Annotated in this window: 17 protein-coding genes; 7 read left to right on the top strand and 10 right to left on the bottom strand. The window is 38.5% G+C overall.

Annotated elements, in window-relative coordinates; translation table 11 throughout:
* A partial coding sequence (locus A3EO_RS13275; RefSeq protein WP_018347315.1) for an IS3 family transposase occupies positions 1-118 on the top strand: 118 nt, incomplete at its 5' end.
* Between the two features lie 4 nt (positions 119-122).
* On the opposite strand, the gene cas3f is transcribed toward A3EO_RS13275, so the two are convergent.
* From cas3f to A3EO_RS0112360, 5 genes are all read right to left on the bottom strand, one after another.
* On the bottom strand, positions 123-2,993 hold the full coding sequence (cas3f, locus tag A3EO_RS0112380) for a type I-F CRISPR-associated helicase Cas3f (protein ID WP_018347385.1): 2,871 nt from the start codon (positions 2,991-2,993) through the stop codon (positions 123-125).
* A gap of 52 nt (positions 2,994-3,045) precedes the next feature.
* Complete coding sequence (gene cydC, locus A3EO_RS0112375; protein WP_018347384.1) at positions 3,046-4,788, bottom strand: heme ABC transporter ATP-binding protein/permease CydC; 1,743 nt, start codon at positions 4,786-4,788, stop codon at positions 3,046-3,048.
* A 10-nt stretch (positions 4,789-4,798) separates the two neighbouring features.
* Complete coding sequence (gene cydD, locus A3EO_RS0112370) at positions 4,799-6,553, bottom strand: heme ABC transporter permease/ATP-binding protein CydD (protein WP_013747101.1); 1,755 nt, start codon at positions 6,551-6,553, stop codon at positions 4,799-4,801.
* 61 nt (positions 6,554-6,614) lie between these two features.
* On the bottom strand, positions 6,615-7,577 hold the full coding sequence (trxB, locus tag A3EO_RS0112365) for a thioredoxin-disulfide reductase (protein WP_018347383.1): 963 nt from the start codon (positions 7,575-7,577) through the stop codon (positions 6,615-6,617).
* A 35-nt stretch (positions 7,578-7,612) separates the two neighbouring features.
* Positions 7,613-8,461, bottom strand: coding sequence for a co-chaperone YbbN (locus A3EO_RS0112360; protein WP_018347382.1), 849 nt, complete (start codon positions 8,459-8,461; stop codon positions 7,613-7,615).
* Positions 8,462-8,642: 181 nt separating this feature from the next.
* Here A3EO_RS0112360 and A3EO_RS0112355 point away from each other — a divergent pair, with 181 nt between their 5' ends.
* The 3 genes from A3EO_RS0112355 (at position 8,643) to A3EO_RS0112345 (ending at position 12,256) form a co-directional block, all read left to right on the top strand.
* Positions 8,643-10,436, top strand: coding sequence for an AAA family ATPase (locus A3EO_RS0112355; RefSeq protein ID WP_080638301.1), 1,794 nt, complete (start codon positions 8,643-8,645; stop codon positions 10,434-10,436).
* A 136-nt stretch (positions 10,437-10,572) separates the two neighbouring features.
* Positions 10,573-11,118 carry a bifunctional 3-hydroxydecanoyl-ACP dehydratase/trans-2-decenoyl-ACP isomerase gene (gene fabA, locus A3EO_RS0112350; RefSeq protein ID WP_013747097.1) on the top strand — a complete coding sequence of 182 codons (546 nt, stop codon included), beginning with the start codon at positions 10,573-10,575 and terminating at the stop codon, positions 11,116-11,118.
* A gap of 211 nt (positions 11,119-11,329) precedes the next feature.
* The gene (locus A3EO_RS0112345) at positions 11,330-12,256 is read left to right on the top strand and encodes a mechanosensitive ion channel family protein (RefSeq protein ID WP_018347380.1); all 927 of its coding nucleotides are present in this window, start codon (positions 11,330-11,332) and stop codon (positions 12,254-12,256) included.
* Positions 12,257-12,298: 42 nt separating this feature from the next.
* On the opposite strand, the gene A3EO_RS0112340 is transcribed toward A3EO_RS0112345, so the two are convergent.
* From A3EO_RS0112340 to A3EO_RS0112320, 5 genes are read right to left on the bottom strand one after another with little or no spacing between them, the layout of a single operon-like run.
* Entirely contained in the window at positions 12,299-13,060 is a 762-nt protein-coding gene (locus A3EO_RS0112340; RefSeq protein WP_013747095.1) for an ATP-binding cassette domain-containing protein, read from the bottom strand.
* 4 nt (positions 13,061-13,064) lie between these two features.
* The gene (locus A3EO_RS0112335) at positions 13,065-14,120 is read right to left on the bottom strand and encodes a peptide ABC transporter ATP-binding protein (protein ID WP_018347379.1); all 1,056 of its coding nucleotides are present in this window, start codon (positions 14,118-14,120) and stop codon (positions 13,065-13,067) included.
* Between the two features lie 13 nt (positions 14,121-14,133).
* A complete protein-coding gene (locus tag A3EO_RS0112330; protein WP_013747093.1) occupies positions 14,134-15,021 on the bottom strand; it encodes an ABC transporter permease subunit in 888 nt (295 codons plus the stop codon).
* Complete coding sequence (locus A3EO_RS0112325; RefSeq protein WP_018347378.1) at positions 15,014-15,973, bottom strand: ABC transporter permease; 960 nt, start codon at positions 15,971-15,973, stop codon at positions 15,014-15,016. Before A3EO_RS0112325 ends, A3EO_RS0112330 begins: the two co-directional genes overlap by 8 nt.
* A complete protein-coding gene (locus A3EO_RS0112320) occupies positions 15,970-17,664 on the bottom strand; it encodes an ABC transporter substrate-binding protein (protein ID WP_018347377.1) in 1,695 nt (564 codons plus the stop codon). The genes A3EO_RS0112325 and A3EO_RS0112320 overlap by 4 nt, the downstream gene beginning before the upstream one ends.
* A gap of 413 nt (positions 17,665-18,077) precedes the next feature.
* On the opposite strand from A3EO_RS0112320, the gene A3EO_RS0112315 reads away from it, so the two are divergent.
* From A3EO_RS0112315 to A3EO_RS0112305, 3 genes are all read left to right on the top strand, one after another.
* Positions 18,078-18,680: a YagU family protein gene (locus A3EO_RS0112315; RefSeq protein WP_018347376.1), complete on the top strand. Its 603-nt coding sequence runs from the start codon at positions 18,078-18,080 to the stop codon at positions 18,678-18,680.
* Positions 18,681-18,886: 206 nt separating this feature from the next.
* A complete protein-coding gene (locus A3EO_RS0112310; protein WP_018347375.1) occupies positions 18,887-20,296 on the top strand; it encodes a YcjX family GTP-binding protein in 1,410 nt (469 codons plus the stop codon).
* The gene (locus tag A3EO_RS0112305; RefSeq protein ID WP_018347374.1) at positions 20,296-21,351 is read left to right on the top strand and encodes a YcjF family protein; all 1,056 of its coding nucleotides are present in this window, start codon (positions 20,296-20,298) and stop codon (positions 21,349-21,351) included. The genes A3EO_RS0112310 and A3EO_RS0112305 overlap by 1 nt, the downstream gene beginning before the upstream one ends.
* The last annotated feature ends 8 nt before the right edge of the window (positions 21,352-21,359 follow it).

The raw sequence follows: 21,359 nt of genomic DNA, 5'->3' as shown, positions 1-21,359 counted from the left end.
CATTGAAGAACTTGAATCTGTTATCAAAGAATATGTTCGTTATTACAATGAGGAAAGAATACAATTAAAATTAAATGGACTGAGCCCTGTTCAATACAGAATTCAGTCCTTAAAATAACAGTCTAACTTTTCGGGGTCAGATCAATTCGGGGATTGGTTGTTTTTATCGGTTGATAACAAAAACGATGCCGCTCTTTTACACAAGAAAAAAGATCTTGGTAAGCTTTATCACTATATGCAAACGCATAATGCCAATCGCTTTCCTTATCCGGCAAGCAAACAAAGTCTTCCATAGGCTGTTTTGAATGACGAAAAGGTGCTACAAGCGAACAATGCGAAGTCAATTTCGCATTTTCTGTACGCCAATAACCATTGATATAATTTGTCTTTTCGTTATGGAACATCTTAGCCATAACACTATGCTCTAACTCCGTTAATGTCTGATGAATTGTACTCTCTGAATGTTCAACAAAACCAATACGAGCAATAGCATCTATTTTTTGGCGTTGTTCTGTTGTTATCAGATCTACTATTAAGTGAGAATTTAGTCTATCCTCATTACTTTCAAATCCAGGATGATAAAAGATAGGATGATATTCTCCTTTTTCTGCACTATTTGCTAATCTACGCCAATTGCTCGGCAATAAAGCGATATTAGCAGTTTCCGCCATTTTTTCTGTTCTATGTCGCCAGACTCTCCCGGCTAATTGAATCACAGAACGCATTGATGAAGGATCTATAATTGCCCAATCGTAATCGTGATCACGCCCCACCTCAGTCACAGGGCTTCCAACAACAATAAAAATATGATTTTCAATGTCGCTATTTTCTACAGCAATTTTAATTTCTGGTTGATTAAAAATCGCTTGCGGGTCGTAACGATTTAATAATTTATCTAAGCTTTGCTCTAAACGATTACGCAACAGTAATAACTGACGTGAATGGTAACAACAAATATGGATTTCTGTATTTTCTGCGCATTGCTGTTGCAACATAGCCATAATAGTTGGAATCATAGGGCGAATATTAGAGAATCGAATTAATCCTATGCTGACTTTTTTATGGGAATCATTATCTTCAGTAAAAAATGTTTTATGAAAATCTTCTGCTTGCTTGATTAAATATTCTGCTAACAATGCCCAATCTAATGTCTGATTTTCTCCTCCTTTAACATCAGGCAATGATAAAACATTAGCACTGCGTCTTACCGGCTGTTGTTTTAACTTCTCAATTCTTTTTTCAACAAACTTTTGATGTTGTTCTCTAAAAATAGGGACATCACTACACGAAAAAGTTTGCTGCGAAAATTCATCAAACCAAGCACAACATACTGAATTTTGAGCTAACTGGTTGTTATGATTCCAGATATTTCTCCCTGACTGATAGGCTTCATATAAACCACTGATTAGATCTGGGGTTAATGTTGCTGAAGAGAGTAATACTCGACTGCCGAACAGCCCTGCCAAATGCACTAACCGGCTAAGTGCAGGAAGATCATTTTGATCAAAATCATCAGGTTCATCCAAAATAAGATCACCACTCAACAAGCGTAATATCGGCACAATATGGTTACCGCCGCGTAAACATTCGCTCGCATTCATTAAATAATCTATGGTGCAAGTAACCAGCGGTGTTTGCAGTAGATTGCTCGCTTTTTCACTAGATAATAACGTCTTAAATTCAGCTATGTTCTCAACCGCATTTTCTGTAACAAACCCGCCGTCAATTTGCATAGTGTCTAACCACTCTTCTGCTGATTCACTGCCTCTCTTTTCTTGTGAAAGTGAAAATAAGCGGTTTACCGCCTCCCCACCAACTAATACAGCAATTTGATCATCATCCAATTTCAACTTTTCTTTCAAAGCACTACCGGTTTGCAACGTTAACACTCTTAAACCTAATGCAATAGTAAATCTGGCACCAACTTCCGGATTTGATAAAGCATACATAATCCGAGCATTTCCTATAGTCTTACCACAACCTGTACTCGCCATATTAACCGCAAAAAAGCCTTGCTGTTCTGTCAAAGGTCGTAATTGTTTTGCCACATCAAATGCACGATTTTGCCACTGAAAACGATCAATATTATTACGCTTGTTAAAAGCTTTATGCTTTAACGCCGGTAATGATGATCTTAATTTCGGTAATAAATGTGCAAAACGTACAGCACTCTGACATACGCCAATTAAGTGTTCATCAAGATGCTGCTTGCGTTGTCCTTCCGCATTGGTATTTGCCCATAATGGAAAATTTTGATCGCCTAATTGAGGGTTAGCTGTTAATGAAGAATAATGATGATCGGCAGTAATTAGCGATAATCTTGAAAGTAATAAAATAAATGGGTCGGAAATATTATCTACACTCTTTAACATTTCTGTTAACGGCAAATGCTGTAACGCCTTATTTGCCCAGCGCTGCATAGCCTTTTGCCAAAGCAAACTATCGGACGCCAAGTGCGAAAATGTCCAAAACTGATTAGGGTCGGGATGTTTGCTATTCTCATTAAATAACCATCCTTTACTAGCGGATAATAAATTATAAAAGCGAGATAATGTATCTGGGACACTTTTCTCCCAAAATTTTTTTAATTCTGTTCTGTCTTTTTCAACTTTTGCTAAAAATGCTACTCTGTGGTGCGAAGCAATTAACCAAATTAACGCTTGTGCCAAAGGTGGCAATTCTCTAAACCCACCTACTTTAGGTGATTGAGATTCTTTTTTTAAACTTTGCAACCAGTGAGGATGATTTTTCTGATATTCATTCCAATTAGCCAAACGATTAAGCCACTTTTCATCGGTGTCACATCCTTGAATCATAGCCTCAAATAGTCTAACCGAGATCCATTCGTGGCGATATTGATCCGCATAAAAAATAGAATTTGGTTTTAATTTTTCTTGAAAACCTACACTGGACTTACCTAAATCGTGTAATAAGGCAGCAAGTGCCGAAATAATCTGTATCGTATAACCGTTTATCCACGCTATTTGTTTCATACCAAGCTCCCAGTAACAAAAAAGCGCGTTGGTACGCGCCTTTTAGCATTATTTAATTTTCATTAATTCGGTTTAATAATTTATAAAAAATGGTTTCCTGACGACTTGCCAACGTTTGGAAATCACCTTGCTCAACCACTTGAGCATTATCCATAACCACAAGTTGATCAAATTGATCCAAACCACTTAATCGATGAGTAACCATAATCAATGTTTTATCTCGACAATGTTGCAATAACAGGGCAAGAATATGACGTTCCGTTTCACGATCCAAGCCCTCCGTCGGTTCATCTAATAAAATTATCGGGGCAGATGATAATAAAACTCGTGCAATGCCCAAACGGCGTTGTTCCCCACCAGATAACGTTCTGCCACCATCACCAAGCCAGCTATCCAACCCCTGCTCTTGTTCAAGCAAATACTCTAACCCCACTTGCTTAATCACCTCATTAAGCTTTTGATCATCGGCATTAGGATTTGCCAATAACAAATTTTGACGTAACGTATCACTAAAAATATGAACACGTTGTGTCAGTAGGATCATCTGTGAACGCAATGTTGGCTCACTATAAGCCGCTATCGGTTTACCTGCCAACAAAATTTGCCCCTGTGTTGCATCATAATTACGAATCAGAAGCTGCAATAATGTTGATTTACCACTACCGGTTTTTCCCAAAATGGCTATTTTTTGTTGTGAGGTGAAAGTGAGATTAATGCCTGATAACGCCTGTTCGGTACGATCCGGATAATGAAAATGAACATCTTGAAATGTTAATAATTTATCTGTGTGGCTTAGGTTGATTTGTTCAAGTTTGCCGTCAAATGTGACTAACGGCTGCTGCGTAATAATATCATTGACACGTTCCGCCGAAGCAATAACCTGCCCTAAGTGTAAGAATGCTGCACCAATCGGCATTAAAATTTCAAACGAGGCTAACGCAGAAAAAGTGACCAAGGCAATCAATGCCAATTTAAATTCATCATTGCCCATTGGCGTTGCTGCCGCCATCCATAATGTGCAAACAATCATTAAGCCATTGATAAACAACAAAATCGCACTGGACAATCCTGATAACTGTGCCTCTTTTTGTTGATATTGCAACCAACTTTTTTCTGTTGTTGCTAATTGTTGTTTTAAATTATCGCTGGCATTAAACAGCAATAATTCAGCTTGAGCTTGGATATATTCAACAAATTGACTGCGGTATTGCGCTCGGGTTGCCGTCAATTTTGCCCCGAACTTTCTGCCTAAACGATAAAAAATGGTCGGTAACACCACTAATAACAATAAAAGCGTGCCGGCAATAAAACAGGCAATGGTTTTATCGAGAAAACTCAAGCCAATGCCGATAAAAACAATCATCAAAACTGCACTGACGAACGGTGCAAACAGCCGTAAATAAAGGGTATCCAGCGTGTCCACATCCGCCACTAACCGATTCAATAATTCGCTATTACGATAACGGCTCAACACTGCCGGACTTAACGGAATAATTTTGGAAAAAATCATTACACGTAATTTTGCCAAAATTTCAAAGGTCACATCGTGGGTTACTATTTTCTCAAAATAACGTGCCACCGTACGTCCAACCGCCAATCCCCTTACTCCGGCAGAAGGATAGAAAAAATTAAACATTAACGACACGCCGGCAATAGCCGCTGCAGCTAAGAACCAGCCGGAAAGGGTTAATAAACCAATACTCGCCGCCAAACCGGTCAGCATCAAAATAATGCCTAACATCAAACGTGCCGGCGAATGTTTAAACATCGCTAAAAATGGTAATAATGATCGCATCACTTTATCCTTAATTCACTTCCGTTTGTCGTTGTGCCAATAATTCAGCAAAAAAGCCTTGATGTTGTAATTGAGCAAAATGTCCTTGTTGCACAATTTCTCCTGCTTGCATCACTAAAATGCCATCGGACTGCTTCAAATCCTCAATGCGATGGGTAATCATCAATGTGGTTTTCGCTTTACCTAATTGTTGCAAGCTGTTCAACACCTGATTTTCAGAACGGGCATCCAAACTGGCGGTCGGCTCGTCCAACAACAATAATGGCGTATCCTGCTTCAATAACGCTCTAGCTACTGCCAAACGTTGTGCCTGTCCGACCGAAACCCCGAGACCGCCGTCCTGTAACGGTTTGTCCAACAAAGGGATCAGCTCTTCAACATAAGCCTGTTGCAATGCGGATTTAAGTTGTTCATCACTGGCTTTTTGATCAGCAAGAGCTAAATTTTCGCGAATTGTGCCTTGCAACAACAATGGGTTTTGCCCCACCCAAGCCAATTTCTGCCGCCACGCATTTAGATCCAGTTGATTCAGTTCAATACCATTAATCAATAAACTTCCTCGATAAGGCAAAAATCCCAACAATACATTCATTAGCGAGGTTTTTCCGGCTCCACTTTGCCCGACCAATGCAATATTTTCTCCAGCATTAATCGTGAAAGTTAACGGTTTCGTCAAAGCCTTACCGTCCGGTGACAACACCTCTAACGCTTTAGCCTCAATATGAATTGAGCTGCCATTGATGGTTTCCGCTCCTTGCTGTGCGATTAAAAAATCTTGAGAAAGGAACTCTTCTATCGTATCCGCCGCCCCGATTGCTGCCGCTTTGTCGTGATAATAAGTGCCGAGATCACGCAATGGCTGATAAAATTCGGGCGCTAAAATCAAGCAAAAAAAGCCAGCAAACAGCGTTACGCCTGTGCCATAACTACCGAATTCAATTTGACCTAAATAACTAAACCCGAAATAAACCGCTGTCAAAGCAATTGAAATTGAAGTGAAAAATTCAAGTACCGCTGATGAGAGAAAAGCAATTTTCAACACATCCATCGTTGTTTCACGAAAATCTTCAGTACTGTCTTCGATTTGTTCCGTCTGTTGTTGTGTGCGGTTAAAAATACGCAAATTTTCCAATCCTTGTAAACGATCCAAAAACTGACCGCTCAGACGGGAAAGTGTGGTGATATTACGCTGATTTGCTTCCGCCGCCTTAATGCCGACCAACGCCATAAAAATTGGAATCAACGGCGCGGTCAACAATAAAATCAAGCCTGCCGCCCAATTCACCGGGAAAATAGCAATTAATAAAATCAATGGTGCCGCCCCTGCCAAATATTGCTGAGGCAAATAACGCGCATAAAAGTTATGCAAATTCTCTACCTGCTCCAATGCCAACGTTGCCCAGCTACCTACCGGCTTATAAGACAATGTGGCCGGACCGACTTGCTGCAATTTAGTTAAAATCTGTTGGCGTAAATGCCGACGCAACCGTTGTCCGCTGTAAAAACCGACTTTCTCTCGCGCATAAAGCAACCCGGCCCTGACCAAAAAAATAATCGGCAAAGCGATAAATGAAGGCAGCAGCTGTTCTCGTGGCAACTGCGCAATGATGAGATCGTGCAGTAATCCTGCTAATAACCAAGTTTGAACAACTAAGAGAATTGTTGAAATAATCGCAAATAGAAGGTTTAGTCTTAAAGGCTTGCGAATCAGTTTATTTTGCTGTTTTAACCAGTTTTGTAATTGTTTTTGGCGTGATTTTTCCATAATGGTTTAAAGACAAAAAGAGAAACAAAATCCCCTCAAAAAATTGAGGGGAATAACATCATTAAGCACCTTTCGCTTGTTGGGCATCAAGATAACGTTCCGCATCCAACGCTGCCATACAGCCGGTTCCTGCTGAAGTGATTGCCTGACGATAATGTTGATCCATCACATCGCCGGCAGCAAATACGCCTTCAACCGAAGTTGCGGTGGCATTGCCTTGCAACCCTGATTTCACCACAATATAACCATTATTTAATGCCAATTGACCGGCAAAAATATCGGTATTCGGCGCGTGACCAATCGCAACAAAAACACCGTCTACGCTTAAAGTTTCCTGCTGTTCGGATTGCGTATCTTTTAACTGCAAATGAGTAACGCCCATATTGTCACCGCAAACTTCTGCTAAAGTACGGTTAGTGTGCAACACAATTTTTCCCTCTTCCACCTTTTTCATTAGGCGATCTAACAGAATTTTTTCGCTACGAAACTCATCGCGGCGATGCACTAAATGCACAGTGGAAGCGATGTTAGCTAAATATAACGCCTCTTCTACGGCAGTATTGCCTCCCCCAATTACCGCTACCGGTTTGTTGCGATAAAAGAAACCGTCACAAGTGGCACAAGCCGACACACCACGACCTTTATAAGCCTCTTCCGATGGTAAGCCTAAATATTTTGCTGAAGCGCCGGTCGCAATAATTAAGGCATCACAAGTGAAAGTTTGGCTATCACCATATAAAGTGAATGGCCGTTTGGAAAGGTCCACTTTATTGATATGATCGAACACAATTTCTGCCTCAAATTTTTCGGCGTGTTCCAACATTCTTTGCATTAATTCAGGGCCGGTGGTTTCACCTGCATCACCCGGCCAATTTTCAATTTCATTGGTTGTAGTTAATTGTCCGCCTTGCTGTAAGCCGGTTACCAATACCGGTTTTAAATTTGCTCGCGCTGCATAAATTGCAGCCGTATAACCTGCCGGACCGGAACCTAAAATTAATAATTTACTATGTTTTGTTTCCATTTTTTGCCTCTACTCTTGTTCTTACAAAAACGTCGTTAATATAACAATGAATACACTAACCGACGATATTTATTCGTTAACGGATCACTATTGCCTAAAGCGGATAAAATCGCCAAATACTGACGTTTCACCTCGCCCTCTTCGGCATTCAGATCCTTTTGTAAAATTGATAATAATAAATTCAACGCCTCTTCATTGCGATTTGCCTGATGCAGTTGTACTGCCAATTTAATCGCTATTTCCGCTGTCGGATTTTTTTGATAATCCTGTTGTAATTGCTGAATTTCCGGTGTATCTGCTGCTTGAATTAAGAGTTCAATTTGTGATTGCAGACCTTGCCAACGGCTATCCCTGTCTTGTATTGGAATCTGATTCAGAATTTCCTGTGCCGGCTCAACCTTTTTCATTGCAATATAGGTTTCAGCATATAACAGTGCGACATCACTGTTCTTCTTATCGGAAAGTTCCCACGCCTGTTTTAACAACGGCAATGCCTGCTCATAATTTTCTACTGCTAAATAATCCAACGCTTGGTTAAATTTAATTTCATCCTCTTTCGGTAAAATCACTTGCAAACGTTGCTCCAATTCCGCTTCCGGCAACACGCCCTGAAAACCGTCTACCGGCGCGCCATCTTTAAAAAGATAGGTGGTCGGCAATGCCTGAATACGAAATTGCGCTGCAATCATCTGTTCCGTTTCACAATTAACCTTCGCCAGGATGAACTGCTCCGCATATTTTGCAGCAAGTCGCTCCATCGTTGCGACAAAATCAAGTGAAGCGCGATCTGAAGCCGCATAAAACAGAAATGCCAGCGGCTGTGTTTTGCCCATATCCAACACTTCTGCCAAATTCTGCCCGTTTACCTCAATAATTTGTTGCATATATTATTCCTATTTTTCCAACAAAAGTTGTTAGAGTTTAGCAAAAAGCGCGTACATTCGCAGTATCAATTTAGGTTGATCCCGTCTATTGTAGGATTTTTCAGCGGAACGCCGAATCAAGAAAGAAGTTATAAGTACTTTTGTGTATAATTTGCCGGTTAAATTTATTATGAGAACGATTATGGATTTATTAAAACTAAAATGGCAAGCATTGGCACCTACCTTCTCTTTTTCTCAACTGCCTGTCGATCCGCAACAAACTTTTTGGGATCTTCAGCCAAGAACCACTGCCGCTATTAATAATTGGCTGGCACAAAATAGCAATGCAATTTTGGTGCTAAAAGGCGAAGAACAGTTTGCCGATTTACTAAGATTGCAACAGTATTTAATGCAGCACTATTTTGCCGATCAAGCCGTGGCAGTGAATGGTGTGCATTACCAATTTCAGCAACCTGATGCCAATGATTTTCCGACAATTGAGATGCGTCCGGCGCAATCCGTGCAAGATAACTTTGCTCAACGGTATTGGGTGAAATGTGCCGATTATCTCTCTCCACAATATCTTTTTGGGCAAGTGTTGCAACTGGTTAACAGTAATAAAATCCAACTGATACCGGGTTTAATTCACCAAGTGAACGGCGGTATCCTCATTTTGTCCGCTGCGCAGTTACTCTCTCAATTTGACCTTTGGCAACGTTTATTAAGCATTCTGCAACAGCAACAATTTCATTGGCAATTGGATGATATTCTACAGCGTCAAACCTGCGTTATTCCGCCGATGCCATTGAAATTAAAATTAATTATTGTAGGCAGTCGAGATAATCTTGCCGAATTTGAAACTTTTCAGCCCGATCTTTATCAATTAGCAGATTATGCTGAAATTGCTGCTTATACGGACATTGAAGATCAAGCACAGCAACAGCAATGGGCAAGCTATCTATGCAATTTGGCACAAAATGAGCTGCAATGTGAACTCGATCTTTCCGCCATTAATCGGATTTATCAATGGCTGACCAGAGAAAGTGAAGATCGGCATTTAATCGCCAATTCACCAACACAGCTTATCACTATTCTGAAAGGTGCATTAAGTTATCGAGCAAACAGCAACGATAACATCATTAATGCGGAAATGGTGGAACAATTCTATCAGCAACAGTGCTATCAACGTGATCTGTTGCAGCAGCGCAGTTATCAAAGCATTCTTGCTGAACAGGTTTACATCGACACTGAGAGCGAAGAAATCGGGCAAATCAACGGCCTATCCGTGATTGAATATCCGGGTGTTCCTTATAGTTTCGGTGAACCGTCCCGTATCAGTTGTTTAGTGCAAATCGGCGAAGGCGGTGAAATTGTCGATGTTGATCGCAAAAATGAATTGGCCGGCAATATTCACAGTAAAGGAATGATGATTGCACAATCTTGTTTAAGCAATATTTTGCAATTACCGAGTCAACTTCCCTTCTCCGCTTCACTGGTTTTTGAACAGTCGTACACTGAAATTGACGGCGACAGCGCCTCATTAGCAATGTTATGTGTGCTTGTCAGTGCGCTTGCCGAATTGCCGTTACCGCAAAATATCGCAGTAACAGGCGCTATCGATCAATTCGGCTTAGTTCACGCTGTTGGCGGCGTCAATCAGAAAATTGAAGGCTTCTTTGCCATTTGCCAACAACGTGGTTTAAATGGTCGCCAAGGGGTTATTATTCCTGCCGTTGTCTGCAATCAACTCAGCCTAAATCAAGAGGTTATTGCTGCAGTGAAAGCGCAACAATTCCACCTTTGGGTTGTGGAAGATGCGGCACAAGCATTACAAATTTTATTACAACGCGATTTAATCGAAATGCCGGATAAAACTTATCACGCCGATAATCGTCCATTAAATCAGCTCATTTTGCAGAATATCGAACAAAAATCAGAACATAAATCAGCTTGTTCAAAGTGGTTTTCCTGGTTAAGTGCGATGAAAAAAGCATAAAACGAACAAAAACTGATCCGACCATTCAGCTAACAGATGTAAGCTATTTTAAAAAGTATTTTTCCTTGCTAAAATAGCTCACATCTCGTTTTCCCTTTTCGGAAAACTCTTTTTATGCATATCGCAGGAGATCAGTATGCCTAACACAAGTACACAAAAAAGAAATTTCACCGCTCAGAAATCATTTAATTATGAAGATTTATTAGCCTCCGGTCGGGGCGAATTATTCGGCGAAAAAGGACCGCAACTGCCGGCACCCTCAATGTTAATGATGGATCGTATTGTGGAAATGGATGAACATAAAGGTCGATTTGGTAAAGGTTATATTGAAGCTGAACTCGATATTCGCCCTGATCTGCCATTTTTCGGCTGTCATTTTATTGGCGATCCTGTGATGCCCGGTTGCTTAGGTTTAGACGCAATGTGGCAATTAGTCGGTTTCTTCTTAGGCTGGATTGGCGGCGAAGGTAAAGGTCGTGCATTAGGTGTGGGCGAAGTAAAATTCACCGGACAAATTCTACCAACTGCCAAAAAAGTCACTTACCGTATCCATTTAAAACGCGTCATTAATCGTAAATTAATTATGGGATTAGCTGATGGAGAGGTAGAAGTTGACGGTCGCATTATTTATACCGCGACTGATCTAAAAGTAGGCTTATTCCAAGATACAACAATGTTCTAATAATCTGCTCAATAAAGATGGGAAATTTCCCATCTTTATTATTATAAAAAGCATTCTTGATGATTAAATATCAAGCTCTTTTCCCAAGACATATCATCAAAAATTACCATAATAAGTATTAAAAATGCCATTCCCTATTTAAATCTCATTCTTTGATCTTTTAAATTACATCATTATAATAATGCCCTTTCATCGATTTATAGGAGAAACTATGTCGCAAAATACAGAAAATGTTGAAAATCAAGTCAACAATGCGTTAGATTTGCAAAATATTAATTGGCATTCATTATTAGATGAACAACATCTGCTCAATATTTTTAATGATTGGATTGTTCCTTATTCAATTAAAATTTTATTAGCTATCATTATTTTCTTGGTGGGAAAACGGTTAGCTAAATTTATTAGCAAATTATTAGCCACAATGATTCATCGTACAGTAAAAGATGAAATGCTAAGTGAATTTATCCGCTCAATCGCCTATTTTGCATTATTATTAATTGTGGTTATTGCTTCACTTTCCCAATTAGGTATTAATACGACTTCTTTGGTAGCGTTAATTGGTGCTGCCGGTTTAGCCATCGGTTTATCTTTGCAAAATTCACTACAAAATTTCGCTGCCGGTGTGATGATTTTAATATTTAAACCTTTCCGCAAAGGCGATTTTATCGAAGTTGCCAGCGGTTCCGGAACAGTAACACAAATCGGTTTATTAATGTTGGAGTTAAGAACCGGCGATAATAAAACAGTATTAGTGCCGAATAATCAAATTTTCACACAAAAAATTACCAATTATTCTTTAAATTCAACTCGCCGTATTGATTTTATTTTTGATATTTCTTACGAATCGGATATTACCGAAGCAAAAGAAATTATTGCTCGTTGTTTGCAAGAAGAACCTCGTGTATTAAAAGAACCTGCACCTTTAATTGCAGTGGGTGCATTAGCGGCAAGTAGTGTGCAATTATTTGTGCGTCCTTGGGTCAATACTGCCGATTATTGGGGTGTGCATTTTGATATTATGGAAAAGGTAAAATTGGAATTTGATGCTGCCGGTATTGATATTCCATTTAATCAACTCGATATTAATTTTCCTGAAAAAACTGTAGAAATTATTGAACAAAATTCAGCGAATAAATAAACTTTCATTTTAGCAATTAAGGCGTGTACAAATTAACACGCCTTATTGTTGTAATAATCGTTTAGTCTGCTCAGTCCGTGGATCAGAAATCACTTCTAATGTATCACCATATTCGATAATTTGTCCATCGTGTAATACTAATAGTTGATCGGAAATATGTTTAATTATCCCAATATTTTGTCCGATATAAATATAAGCAATGCCTAATTGTTCCTGCAACTTCAATAATAAATTAATTAATTGAGCTCTAACTAAAGAATCAAGAAAATTAAGGGCATCATCGACAATAATCACTTCCGGTTCTAAAATCACTGTTCTTGCCAACGCCACGCGCTGTTTTTGGCTGATGGTTAAATCACTAAAACGAATATTGGTGTGATTCGGCGATAAGCCAACTAAACGTAACGTATGGAAAATTTTCCGATTTCGCTCCTGTTCCGAAAGCGGCGTTGCCAATCTTAACGGCAAATCTAATGTCTGTCCCACATTTAAATGTGTATTGAAAGTGGAATTCGGATCTTGGAATAGCATACGGATGTGCTTAGAGCGAAAGGAATAATCACCAAATTTCAGTAATTTATTCTTAAAATAAATCTCACCTCGGCTTGGCTCGGTAATGCCCATAATCATTTTTGCCAAAGTTGATTTACCCGAACTGTTTTCGCCAATAATAGCTAACGTTTGTTTTTGTTCCAGCTGAAATGAAATATCCCGAACCGCATCAAAAGCACGATTAAACAAGGAGTTACCACTGCTCGGGAAGGTTTTAGTCAAATTTTCAACGCGTAATACCACTTCACCCATTTTATCACTCTTCTTTTCCGGTTAATGTTGCTTGAATCGTTATTGGTTCCACTTTCTCTTTTGTTTCAGAATGCACGCGAATATTTAACGGATAATAGCAGGCATATTCGTGCTGTTTTATTTTCCGCAATGGCGGTTTGACCACACATTTACGTTGAGAGAATGGGCAACGAGGCCCTAAACGACAACCAATCGGAATATTGGTTAATAAAGGTACCATTCCCGGCAATGCATTAAGCTGCGTTTTCGGCGCTAGCGGAATATTGTAATCCGGGTTGGAGTTCATCAACGCCATTGTATAGGGGTGAAACGGCGAGTTCATAATAATCTCTCTTGGTCCGCTTTCCACCGACTGACCGCAATACAAAATATTAATGGTTTCACACCATTCACTCACTGAAACCAAATCACTGCTTAAAAATAAAATGGTAGTGCCGTGATTCTGGTTCATCGCCAATAAAAGACGGTAAATTTGACTTTGTGTATTGGTTCCCAATGCGGTTGTCGCTTCATCGGCAATCAATAAACGCGGCTGATTGGCAATGGACATTGCGATCATCACTTTTTGCCCTTCGCCTTCCGTAATTTCATTGGGATAACTGCGCATAATATCTTTATGATCACGAATACCGACTCGGTGCAACAATTCCACAACACGCCGCTTTTTCCAACCGAACCAACGCCACCATTTGCCTTTAAAGGTCCAATTCGGGATGGATTGAATCAGCTGATCACCGATGGTTTTACTTGGGTCAAGATAAGTCAGAGGATCTTGATAAATTAAAGAAATTTCTCTCCCGACTAATTTACGTCTTTTCGCCGGAGAAAGCTTTAATAATTCAATATCATTAAAACGAAAACGATCCGCACTGATAATCCAGTCATCTTTTACCGCATTACAAATCACTTTAGCAATTAAACTTTTCCCTGAACCTGATTCACCGACCAATGCGTAAACATCTTCCTCATTAATGGTTAAATTCACATTATCAACAATACGAATTTTGCCATTTGCCGTTTTAATATCGATGCATAAATTACGAATATCCAATAAAGCCATTATTTTCTCCCTACTATGAATAATATTTATAGAAAGATCGTAATAAGCTGTTACTTAACACGATAATGACTAAAATAGAAAACATAATTGCAGTTCCAGGTAAAACAACCGCCCAAGGTGCGATATATAATAAGTCAACGGAATCTCTTATCATTGCGCCCCATTCCGGCATTGTTGATGAAGCACCCAACGAAATAAAACTTAATGCACTCACATCCATAATTGCTAAAATAAATATTCTTGCCGTTTCTCTTACAAAAACCGGAAAAATATTAGGTAAAATAGTCTCTTTTAACAGAATATATTTTGAAATCCCTTCCAAACGAAGCAATAACACATAATCTTTTTGTGATTCCTGTTGTACGGCATTATCTATTTGATGGATAAAATGTGGCAATAAAGCGAGAAAAATAGCCAACATTGCGTTGGTCAGTCCACTGTCAATCAATGCTGCAATAATAATAGCAACCAATAAAATAGGAATAGACAAAAAAACATTACCAAGATATTTTAATGTCCTAGATTTTACCCCTTGATTAATACCGATAATTAACCCTAAACCGCCACCAATTATTAAAATTGCTAACACAATAATTAACGCAGAACCGAACGTATAATGAACACCCCATAAAATACGACTGAATAAATCCCTGCCGATATCATCGGTTCCCAATAAAAACACTAAATTACCACTTTTATCCCAAAAAGGTGGCATTAGTTCATTTCCAATAAATTGTTGATCCGGAGAATAGGGTGATAAAAATGGCACTAAAATAGCAATAGTGACCAATCCGGAAAAACAGAATAAACTAAATAAAGCAATACGATCTTTGCTGAATATTTTCCAAATGGCTTTTTTTGCTTTTGTATTTCGGAAATCTTCCGCCCTTTGCTCAATCATACCAAGCCTTTTTCTTAAATGGATCTAAAAGAAATTCACTTAAATCCGCTAATAAATTAATAAATAAGACAATTATTCCAATAACAATAACACCGCTTGCCACCGCATTATAATCCTGTTCGGAAAGTGCCGCAATTAACCACTGCCCTATTCCGGACCAATTAAAAATATTTTCAATCAACATACAAGCTGCCAATGTCAAAGTAAATGTACGGATAATATAGGGTAATATAGGTGCTAATGTATTACGCAATAAATAAACACGAAGAATCTTAAATTTAGACCAACCACGAGTTAAAGCGGTTTTAGTATAATTAGCTGAAATAACCTGTTCCGCTCTATGCTGCGTTAATCGGGTAATTTCCATCATCGGCATAATCATTAAAACTAATGTCGGCAATGCCAAATGTTGCAATACACTTTGTACGATTTTAATTCTATATGGTTCTTCCACAAACCAAACATCAATAATCGCAAAACCGGTCACCGGTTTAATTTCATATAATGCATTATATTGACCAACTGATGAAATTTCCCAATTATAAATTGCTGCCAAATATAATAAAATTAAACCAATCCAATAAACCGGAATAGATAATCCTATTGAAGAAAAACCACGTATAAATTTACCAACAGAATGATTACTTAATGCACCAATAAATCCTAATGGAATACCAAATAATAACGCTAAAATCATCGCAGAAATACATAATTCCAAAGTAGAAGGCAGCACAGATAAAATTTGATCTCGTAATAATTCACCACCAATGTAGGTAATACCAAAATCCGCATTTTTTAATTTTTCAATATACTGCAAATATCCTTGAAACGTGGAATCTTCAAATAAAACCTGATTAAGCGGATCTTTCAACATAATGGCATAAGCTAATATTGATAAAATCACTAAAGAGATAAAAATCAGTAATAATCGTCTAATCAGAGCAATAATCATTTTTTACCCTCATTTAAAGACAATGCTGCAAAATGGATATTTCCAAATGGCGTCATATTCAATCCTATTACCCGGTTATTTGAAACCAATACATTATTTACTGTCGCTATCGGAATAATCGGCACCTGCCGGATAATTAATTGCTGCGCCATATCATAATCCAGCGCTCTTAATAATTGTACATTCGTTTGTAACGCTCGAATTAGCAACGCATCAAGCGGTGGATGACACCAATTACTTAAATTAGAGATAGTATTTTGTGATGCACAACTTAGTATCGGTCTTAGGAAACTATCCGGATCCAAATTATTGGTAATCCAGCCGGTTAAAATCATATCGTAATTATCTGTGCCATCCTCCACACTCTTTTTCAGAAAATTATAAGACACCACTTTTACATTTAATTTTATACCTAATTGTTCCAAATCATATTTTATCATTTCTGCTAATTTAACCGGATTCGGATCATAAACCTGCTCTTCATTAATTACCCAAAGAGAGAGATTAAGCAATTTATCTGATAATAATGCTTTTGCCTTTATTGGATCATAATTATATTCAAATGACGTTGCATTAAAACGCGAAGCCCACGAAATTTGTGGAATAATACTTTGTGCAATTTTAGCCGTATCATAAAAAATATGTTTAATAATTCGTGGTCGATTAATTGCATAAGCTAAACCCCGTCTTACATCAATATTTTGCATAATCGGGCGTTTCATATTTAATGCTAAAAAAGACAAATTCATACTATCGGAAGAACTGATTTGTACACTCGGCAAACGTTCATTCAATAATTTAAGCTGACTTGCATCCGGAAACGCGACAATATCACATTCACCATTTAAAAATCTTGCCAATCGTCCTGTTTTTGTGGTCGAAACATCAATGACAATATTTTTAATATTCGCTTTTTCTCCCCAATAACCATCATTTCTCACTAAACGAATATTTTTATCGCGAAAATAACTCTTTAATTGATAAGGTCCGGTGCCGATCGGCAAAATATCCAATTGTGCCAAATTATCATCTGCATTAAGTTGTAACGCATATTCATACGACAAAATTACGGCATTAGACCCGGAAAGATGGGAAAGCACCGAAGCATCCGGTGAAACAAGATTAATTTGAATTTGATAAGGATTTAAAGCAACCACCGAATCAATTTTATTTCTTAATTTAATGCTTTCAAAATAGGGGAAATGTTTGTTTTTGGCTTTCTCATTAAATAATTGATATTGCGAAATTTTACTGTTTTCCTCCCCGAAATCATCATTTATCGGCAAAATACCGTCATTTTTGCCTAAAATACGATTTAAAGAGAAAACCACATCTTCCGCATTGAAATCTCTTGTCGGCGTAAACCAAGCTGTTCTGTGGAATTTCACACCACGACGCAGATTAATCAAAATATGTTTTCCGTCCGGTGAGGTGTGATAAGAGGTTGCCAATGAAGGCACTACCTGATTGTCATTTCCGGTCAGCTCAAATAATTTATTATAGATCTGATCGGCGACAATATTGGTATGACTGCCAATCTCCGCCGTTTGTGGATTCAACGACACCGGCAAATCGTGCGTACAGTAAACCAAACCGTTATTCAGCACTTCTTTAGGTACTCTTGGTGCTGAAAATGCCGTCTGTGCGAAGATAAAACAGATAAAAATTGTAATATATTTAATCAAAGCCATCGAAAAACCAGCTTACTTATGAATTAACCTATTCTCATCTAAATTCAGCAAACTAGCATATTAACTAGCGATTGCGCCTTTGTAAAAGGATATTATCGTCAATAGACGATTAAATCATCAAAATGACGATCTTAATCAAGAGTTCGCTCTTGGTTGCAGCTACAAAAAAGCTCACAATTTCAGCCTAAACACTCCAAATAGAATAAAATTTATCCGTTATTTTATATAAACAACCACTAAATCGATTTAGTTTTAATAAAATTAGTATAAGTTTTAATCTAATAACTCCTATTGATTATTTTTTTATTGTATAAAATATTTTTTGTTTTATTATTGCGCCGGTTATCATTTCAACAAAATGAAAGCTAATGGTAAAAAATATTATATCTCATTGATAAATTTAGGAATTTTTTATGATTAATCTATTTCAACAAACAGAACCGAGCCGTCGCCGCTATGGTGTGGCAATTTTTGTCGGTATTATTGCCGGTGTTATTTCAGCATTTGTAAAATGGGGAGCAGAGCATCCATTTCCACCTCGTAGCCCATTAGATCTTTTCGTGGCAGCGTGTCAAGATCCGTCACAGGCGCTTGAAGTTTGTTCACGTGCTTTCTTAAATCCACCACACGTTTTCTTAAGAGATTATTTAGGTATCGATCCGACTGCCGCTGCATTTACCTTTGCAGATCAAGCGTTTAACTGGATTGGTGTAACTCACATTATTTTCTCTCTTGTTTTTGCTATTGCTTATTGTGTGGTTGCGGAACGCTTCCCTAAAGTCAAATTATGGCAAGGTGTATTGGCTGGTATTATCTGCGATATCTGTGTTCACTATATTACTTTCCCTCTACTCGGTTTAACGCCACCAGTAGCAGAATGGCCATTCTATGAACACGTTTCAGAATTTGTTGGTCACATTTTCTGGTTCTGGACTATTGAAGTTATCCGCCGTGATTTACGTAACCGTATCACTCACGAACCGGATGCAGAAGTTCCACTTGGCGAAAATCGCTAATCTAATTTAAATACGAACCTTCTTTGAAAATACGTTTTAACAGGATGTTAAAACGTATTTTTCTTTTATATACTTCTGAAAAATGATCGCTTAATGTTTTATTATTTTTGACAAAACACAATTCATCCCCATATTTAAAACAAACGCTTTTTTTGACACTAAAAAATCAGCTACACTAACAACAATTAAATCAATTTAAGTCTATTATGCTAAAAACGTTACAAAACGAACTGGATAATTTGATTGAACGCAGTTTGGATCAAACACTGCGTCTGGCGGTAACCGGCTTAAGCCAAAGTGGAAAAACCACGTTTATCACCGGATTTATCAATCAGCTATTATCATTAAATACCGTAGAACAACCGCAACTACCCTTATTCAGTGCGGCTCGTCATCACCGTATTTTGGGCGTTAAACGCCTAACTCAAAAAAATTGGCAGCTTCCTCGTTTTGAATATGAAGAGAATTTGTTATCACTGCAACAATCTCCACCACAATGGCCACAGTCAACTCGAGGTTTAAGCGAAACCAGATTAGAAATTCATTACCAACATAGCCAGAGTTTGTTACGTCATATTAAAGCAAACGGTGTGCTTTATTTGGATATTTTTGACTATCCCGGAGAATGGCTGCTTGATTTGCCTTTATTATCACAGGATTTTCAGCGTTGGTCGCAAGCGATGCACCAACTGTTGCAAGGGGAACGAAAACAACTGGCGCAACCTTGGTTGGAAAAATTACAAAAACTCGATCTTACACAGGCCGCAGATGAACACTTTTTAGCTCAACTTGCCAAAGATTACACTGACTATTTGCATCAATGTAAATCCGCCGGTTTTTACTTTATTCAACCGGGACGCTTTATTCTTCCCGGAGAAGCGGAAGGCGCAATCGCTTTGCAATTTTTTCCATTGGTTCATCTTTCTGAACAACAGTGGCAACAGCTACAAAAAAATGCCGACAAACAGAGTTATTTTTCGGTGTTGCAACAACGTTATTGCTATTACAGAGATCAAATTGTCAAAGCCTTTTACCAGCAACATTTTTCACGTTTTGATCGTCAAATTATTCTGGCTGATTGTCTAACAGCGCTTAATCATAGCCATCAAGCGTTTATTGATATGCAAATGGCATTACGGGCTTTATTCCAAAGTTTTCATTACGGACAACGCAATTTTTTCAGCCGTCTGTTTTCGCCAAAAATCGACAAATTGTTGTTTGCCGCAACTAAAGCGGATCATATTACAACCGATCAAATTCCCAATTTGATCAGTCTGTTACGACAATTAGTTCAGTCAGAAGGTGAGCATCTACAATTTTCACATATTGATATTGATTTCACCGCATTTGCGGCGATTCGTGCCACACAACAAGTGATTGTCGAAGAACAGGGACAGCAGTTTAAAGCCATTCAAGGCGTTAGAAGTATAGATAAAAAATCGGTGACACTCTTTCCCGGAACGGTGCCGCAACGGCTACCAACTGCCGATTTCTGGAAAAATTCCGCTTTTGAATTTGATCAGTTTGAACCGCAAACGGCGCTTGAAGGCGAGCCATTACCACACTTACGACTTGATTCAGTTTTAGAATATTTATTAGGAGACAAATTAACATAATGAACGATAAACACCTATTTCAACCCCAAGACAGCGAACCGCAGCCGGAAAAGCTAAAAACAAAACGAGAATTTCACCCTACCCAAGTTGAACTCGATCAAAGCGCATATCAGGAAGAGGGTGAAATGGAGCAACAATTACAACAAGCCATTCAGCGTCCGCTTTCTTGGTGGCAAAAAGGATTAATTGGCACTGTTGCCCTGTTTGGCGCAGCAACCATTGCGCAGGCAATTCAGTGGTTGGTCGATGCTTGGCAGCAGCACCAATGGATTAATTTCGCATTTGCACTCGTTTTTGCTGCCATTGTTGTCTTTGGTGTCAGTGCCGTAGTCAAAGAATTTCGTCAATTACGACAACTCAAAAAGCTGGCAATATTACAACAACAGAGTCAACACTTGCAGCTTAATTCGCCAATCAGTAACACAGAAGATAGTACTAAGCTGACGAAGCAATTACTAAACTATATGCAAATATCGCCACAACAACCGCAATATCAACAGTGGCAGCAATATGCAAATCAAGGTTATAACACATCAGAATTGCTCAAACTCTTCAGTGAAGAATTTCTGCATCCGCTCGATCAGCAAGCGCAAAAAATTGTTAATAAACAAGCCCTTGAAGCAACAATGATTGTGGCAGTCAGCCCATTGGCACTGGTAGATATGGCTTTTGTTGCTTGGCGTCATCTACGTTTAATCAACAAATTGGCAGCATTATATGGGGTTAAATTGGGTTATTTCAGTCGTATCCGTTTAATCAGAATGGTGTTGTTCAATATTGCTTTCGCCGGCGCAACCGATGTTATTCGTGATATTGGAATGGATTGGCTTTCGCAAGATCTTACTGCAAAGCTATCAGCACGTGTCGCTCAAGGTATTGGTGTCGGTCTGCTTACAGCGCGATTGGGGATTAAAACAATGGAATTTTGCCGCCCCGTTCCTTTCACTGCAAAAGAGAAACCAAGGTTACATACCATTCATAAGTTATTAATTGCCGAAGTTAAAAACGTAATTAAAGACAATATTCTCAAAACCGTAGAAAAAGCGGAACGTTAATCTTATAA

Source organism: Gallibacterium anatis DSM 16844 = F 149 (assembly GCF_000379785.1).
In the GTDB taxonomy this organism is placed as follows: domain Bacteria; phylum Pseudomonadota; class Gammaproteobacteria; order Enterobacterales; family Pasteurellaceae; genus Gallibacterium; species Gallibacterium anatis.
The sequence above is the reverse complement of the archived record's forward strand: the minus strand, read 5'-3'. Positions and strand labels throughout refer to the sequence as shown.

Coding starts and splice junctions, on each gene's coding strand:
- A3EO_RS0112330 (WP_013747093.1), bottom strand. CDS start 15,021: ATGATTGAGCAAAGGGCGGAAGATTTCCGAAATACAAAAGCAAAAAAA.
- A3EO_RS0112315 (WP_018347376.1), top strand. CDS start 18,078: ATGATTAATCTATTTCAACAAACAGAACCGAGCCGTCGCCGCTATGGT.
- A3EO_RS0112345 (WP_018347380.1), top strand. CDS start 11,330: ATGTCGCAAAATACAGAAAATGTTGAAAATCAAGTCAACAATGCGTTA.
- cas3f (WP_018347385.1), bottom strand. CDS start 2,993: ATGAAACAAATAGCGTGGATAAACGGTTATACGATACAGATTATTTCG.
- cydD (WP_013747101.1), bottom strand. CDS start 6,553: ATGGAAAAATCACGCCAAAAACAATTACAAAACTGGTTAAAACAGCAA.
- A3EO_RS0112335 (WP_018347379.1), bottom strand. CDS start 14,120: ATGGCTTTATTGGATATTCGTAATTTATGCATCGATATTAAAACGGCA.
- A3EO_RS0112320 (WP_018347377.1), bottom strand. CDS start 17,664: ATGGCTTTGATTAAATATATTACAATTTTTATCTGTTTTATCTTCGCA.
- A3EO_RS0112325 (WP_018347378.1), bottom strand. CDS start 15,973: ATGATTATTGCTCTGATTAGACGATTATTACTGATTTTTATCTCTTTA.
- A3EO_RS0112305 (WP_018347374.1), top strand. CDS start 20,296: ATGAACGATAAACACCTATTTCAACCCCAAGACAGCGAACCGCAGCCG.
- fabA (WP_013747097.1), top strand. CDS start 10,573: ATGCCTAACACAAGTACACAAAAAAGAAATTTCACCGCTCAGAAATCA.
- trxB (WP_018347383.1), bottom strand. CDS start 7,577: ATGGAAACAAAACATAGTAAATTATTAATTTTAGGTTCCGGTCCGGCA.
- A3EO_RS0112340 (WP_013747095.1), bottom strand. CDS start 13,060: ATGGGTGAAGTGGTATTACGCGTTGAAAATTTGACTAAAACCTTCCCG.
- A3EO_RS0112310 (WP_018347375.1), top strand. CDS start 18,887: ATGCTAAAAACGTTACAAAACGAACTGGATAATTTGATTGAACGCAGT.
- A3EO_RS0112360 (WP_018347382.1), bottom strand. CDS start 8,461: ATGCAACAAATTATTGAGGTAAACGGGCAGAATTTGGCAGAAGTGTTG.
- cydC (WP_018347384.1), bottom strand. CDS start 4,788: ATGCGATCATTATTACCATTTTTAGCGATGTTTAAACATTCGCCGGCA.
- A3EO_RS0112355 (WP_080638301.1), top strand. CDS start 8,643: ATGGATTTATTAAAACTAAAATGGCAAGCATTGGCACCTACCTTCTCT.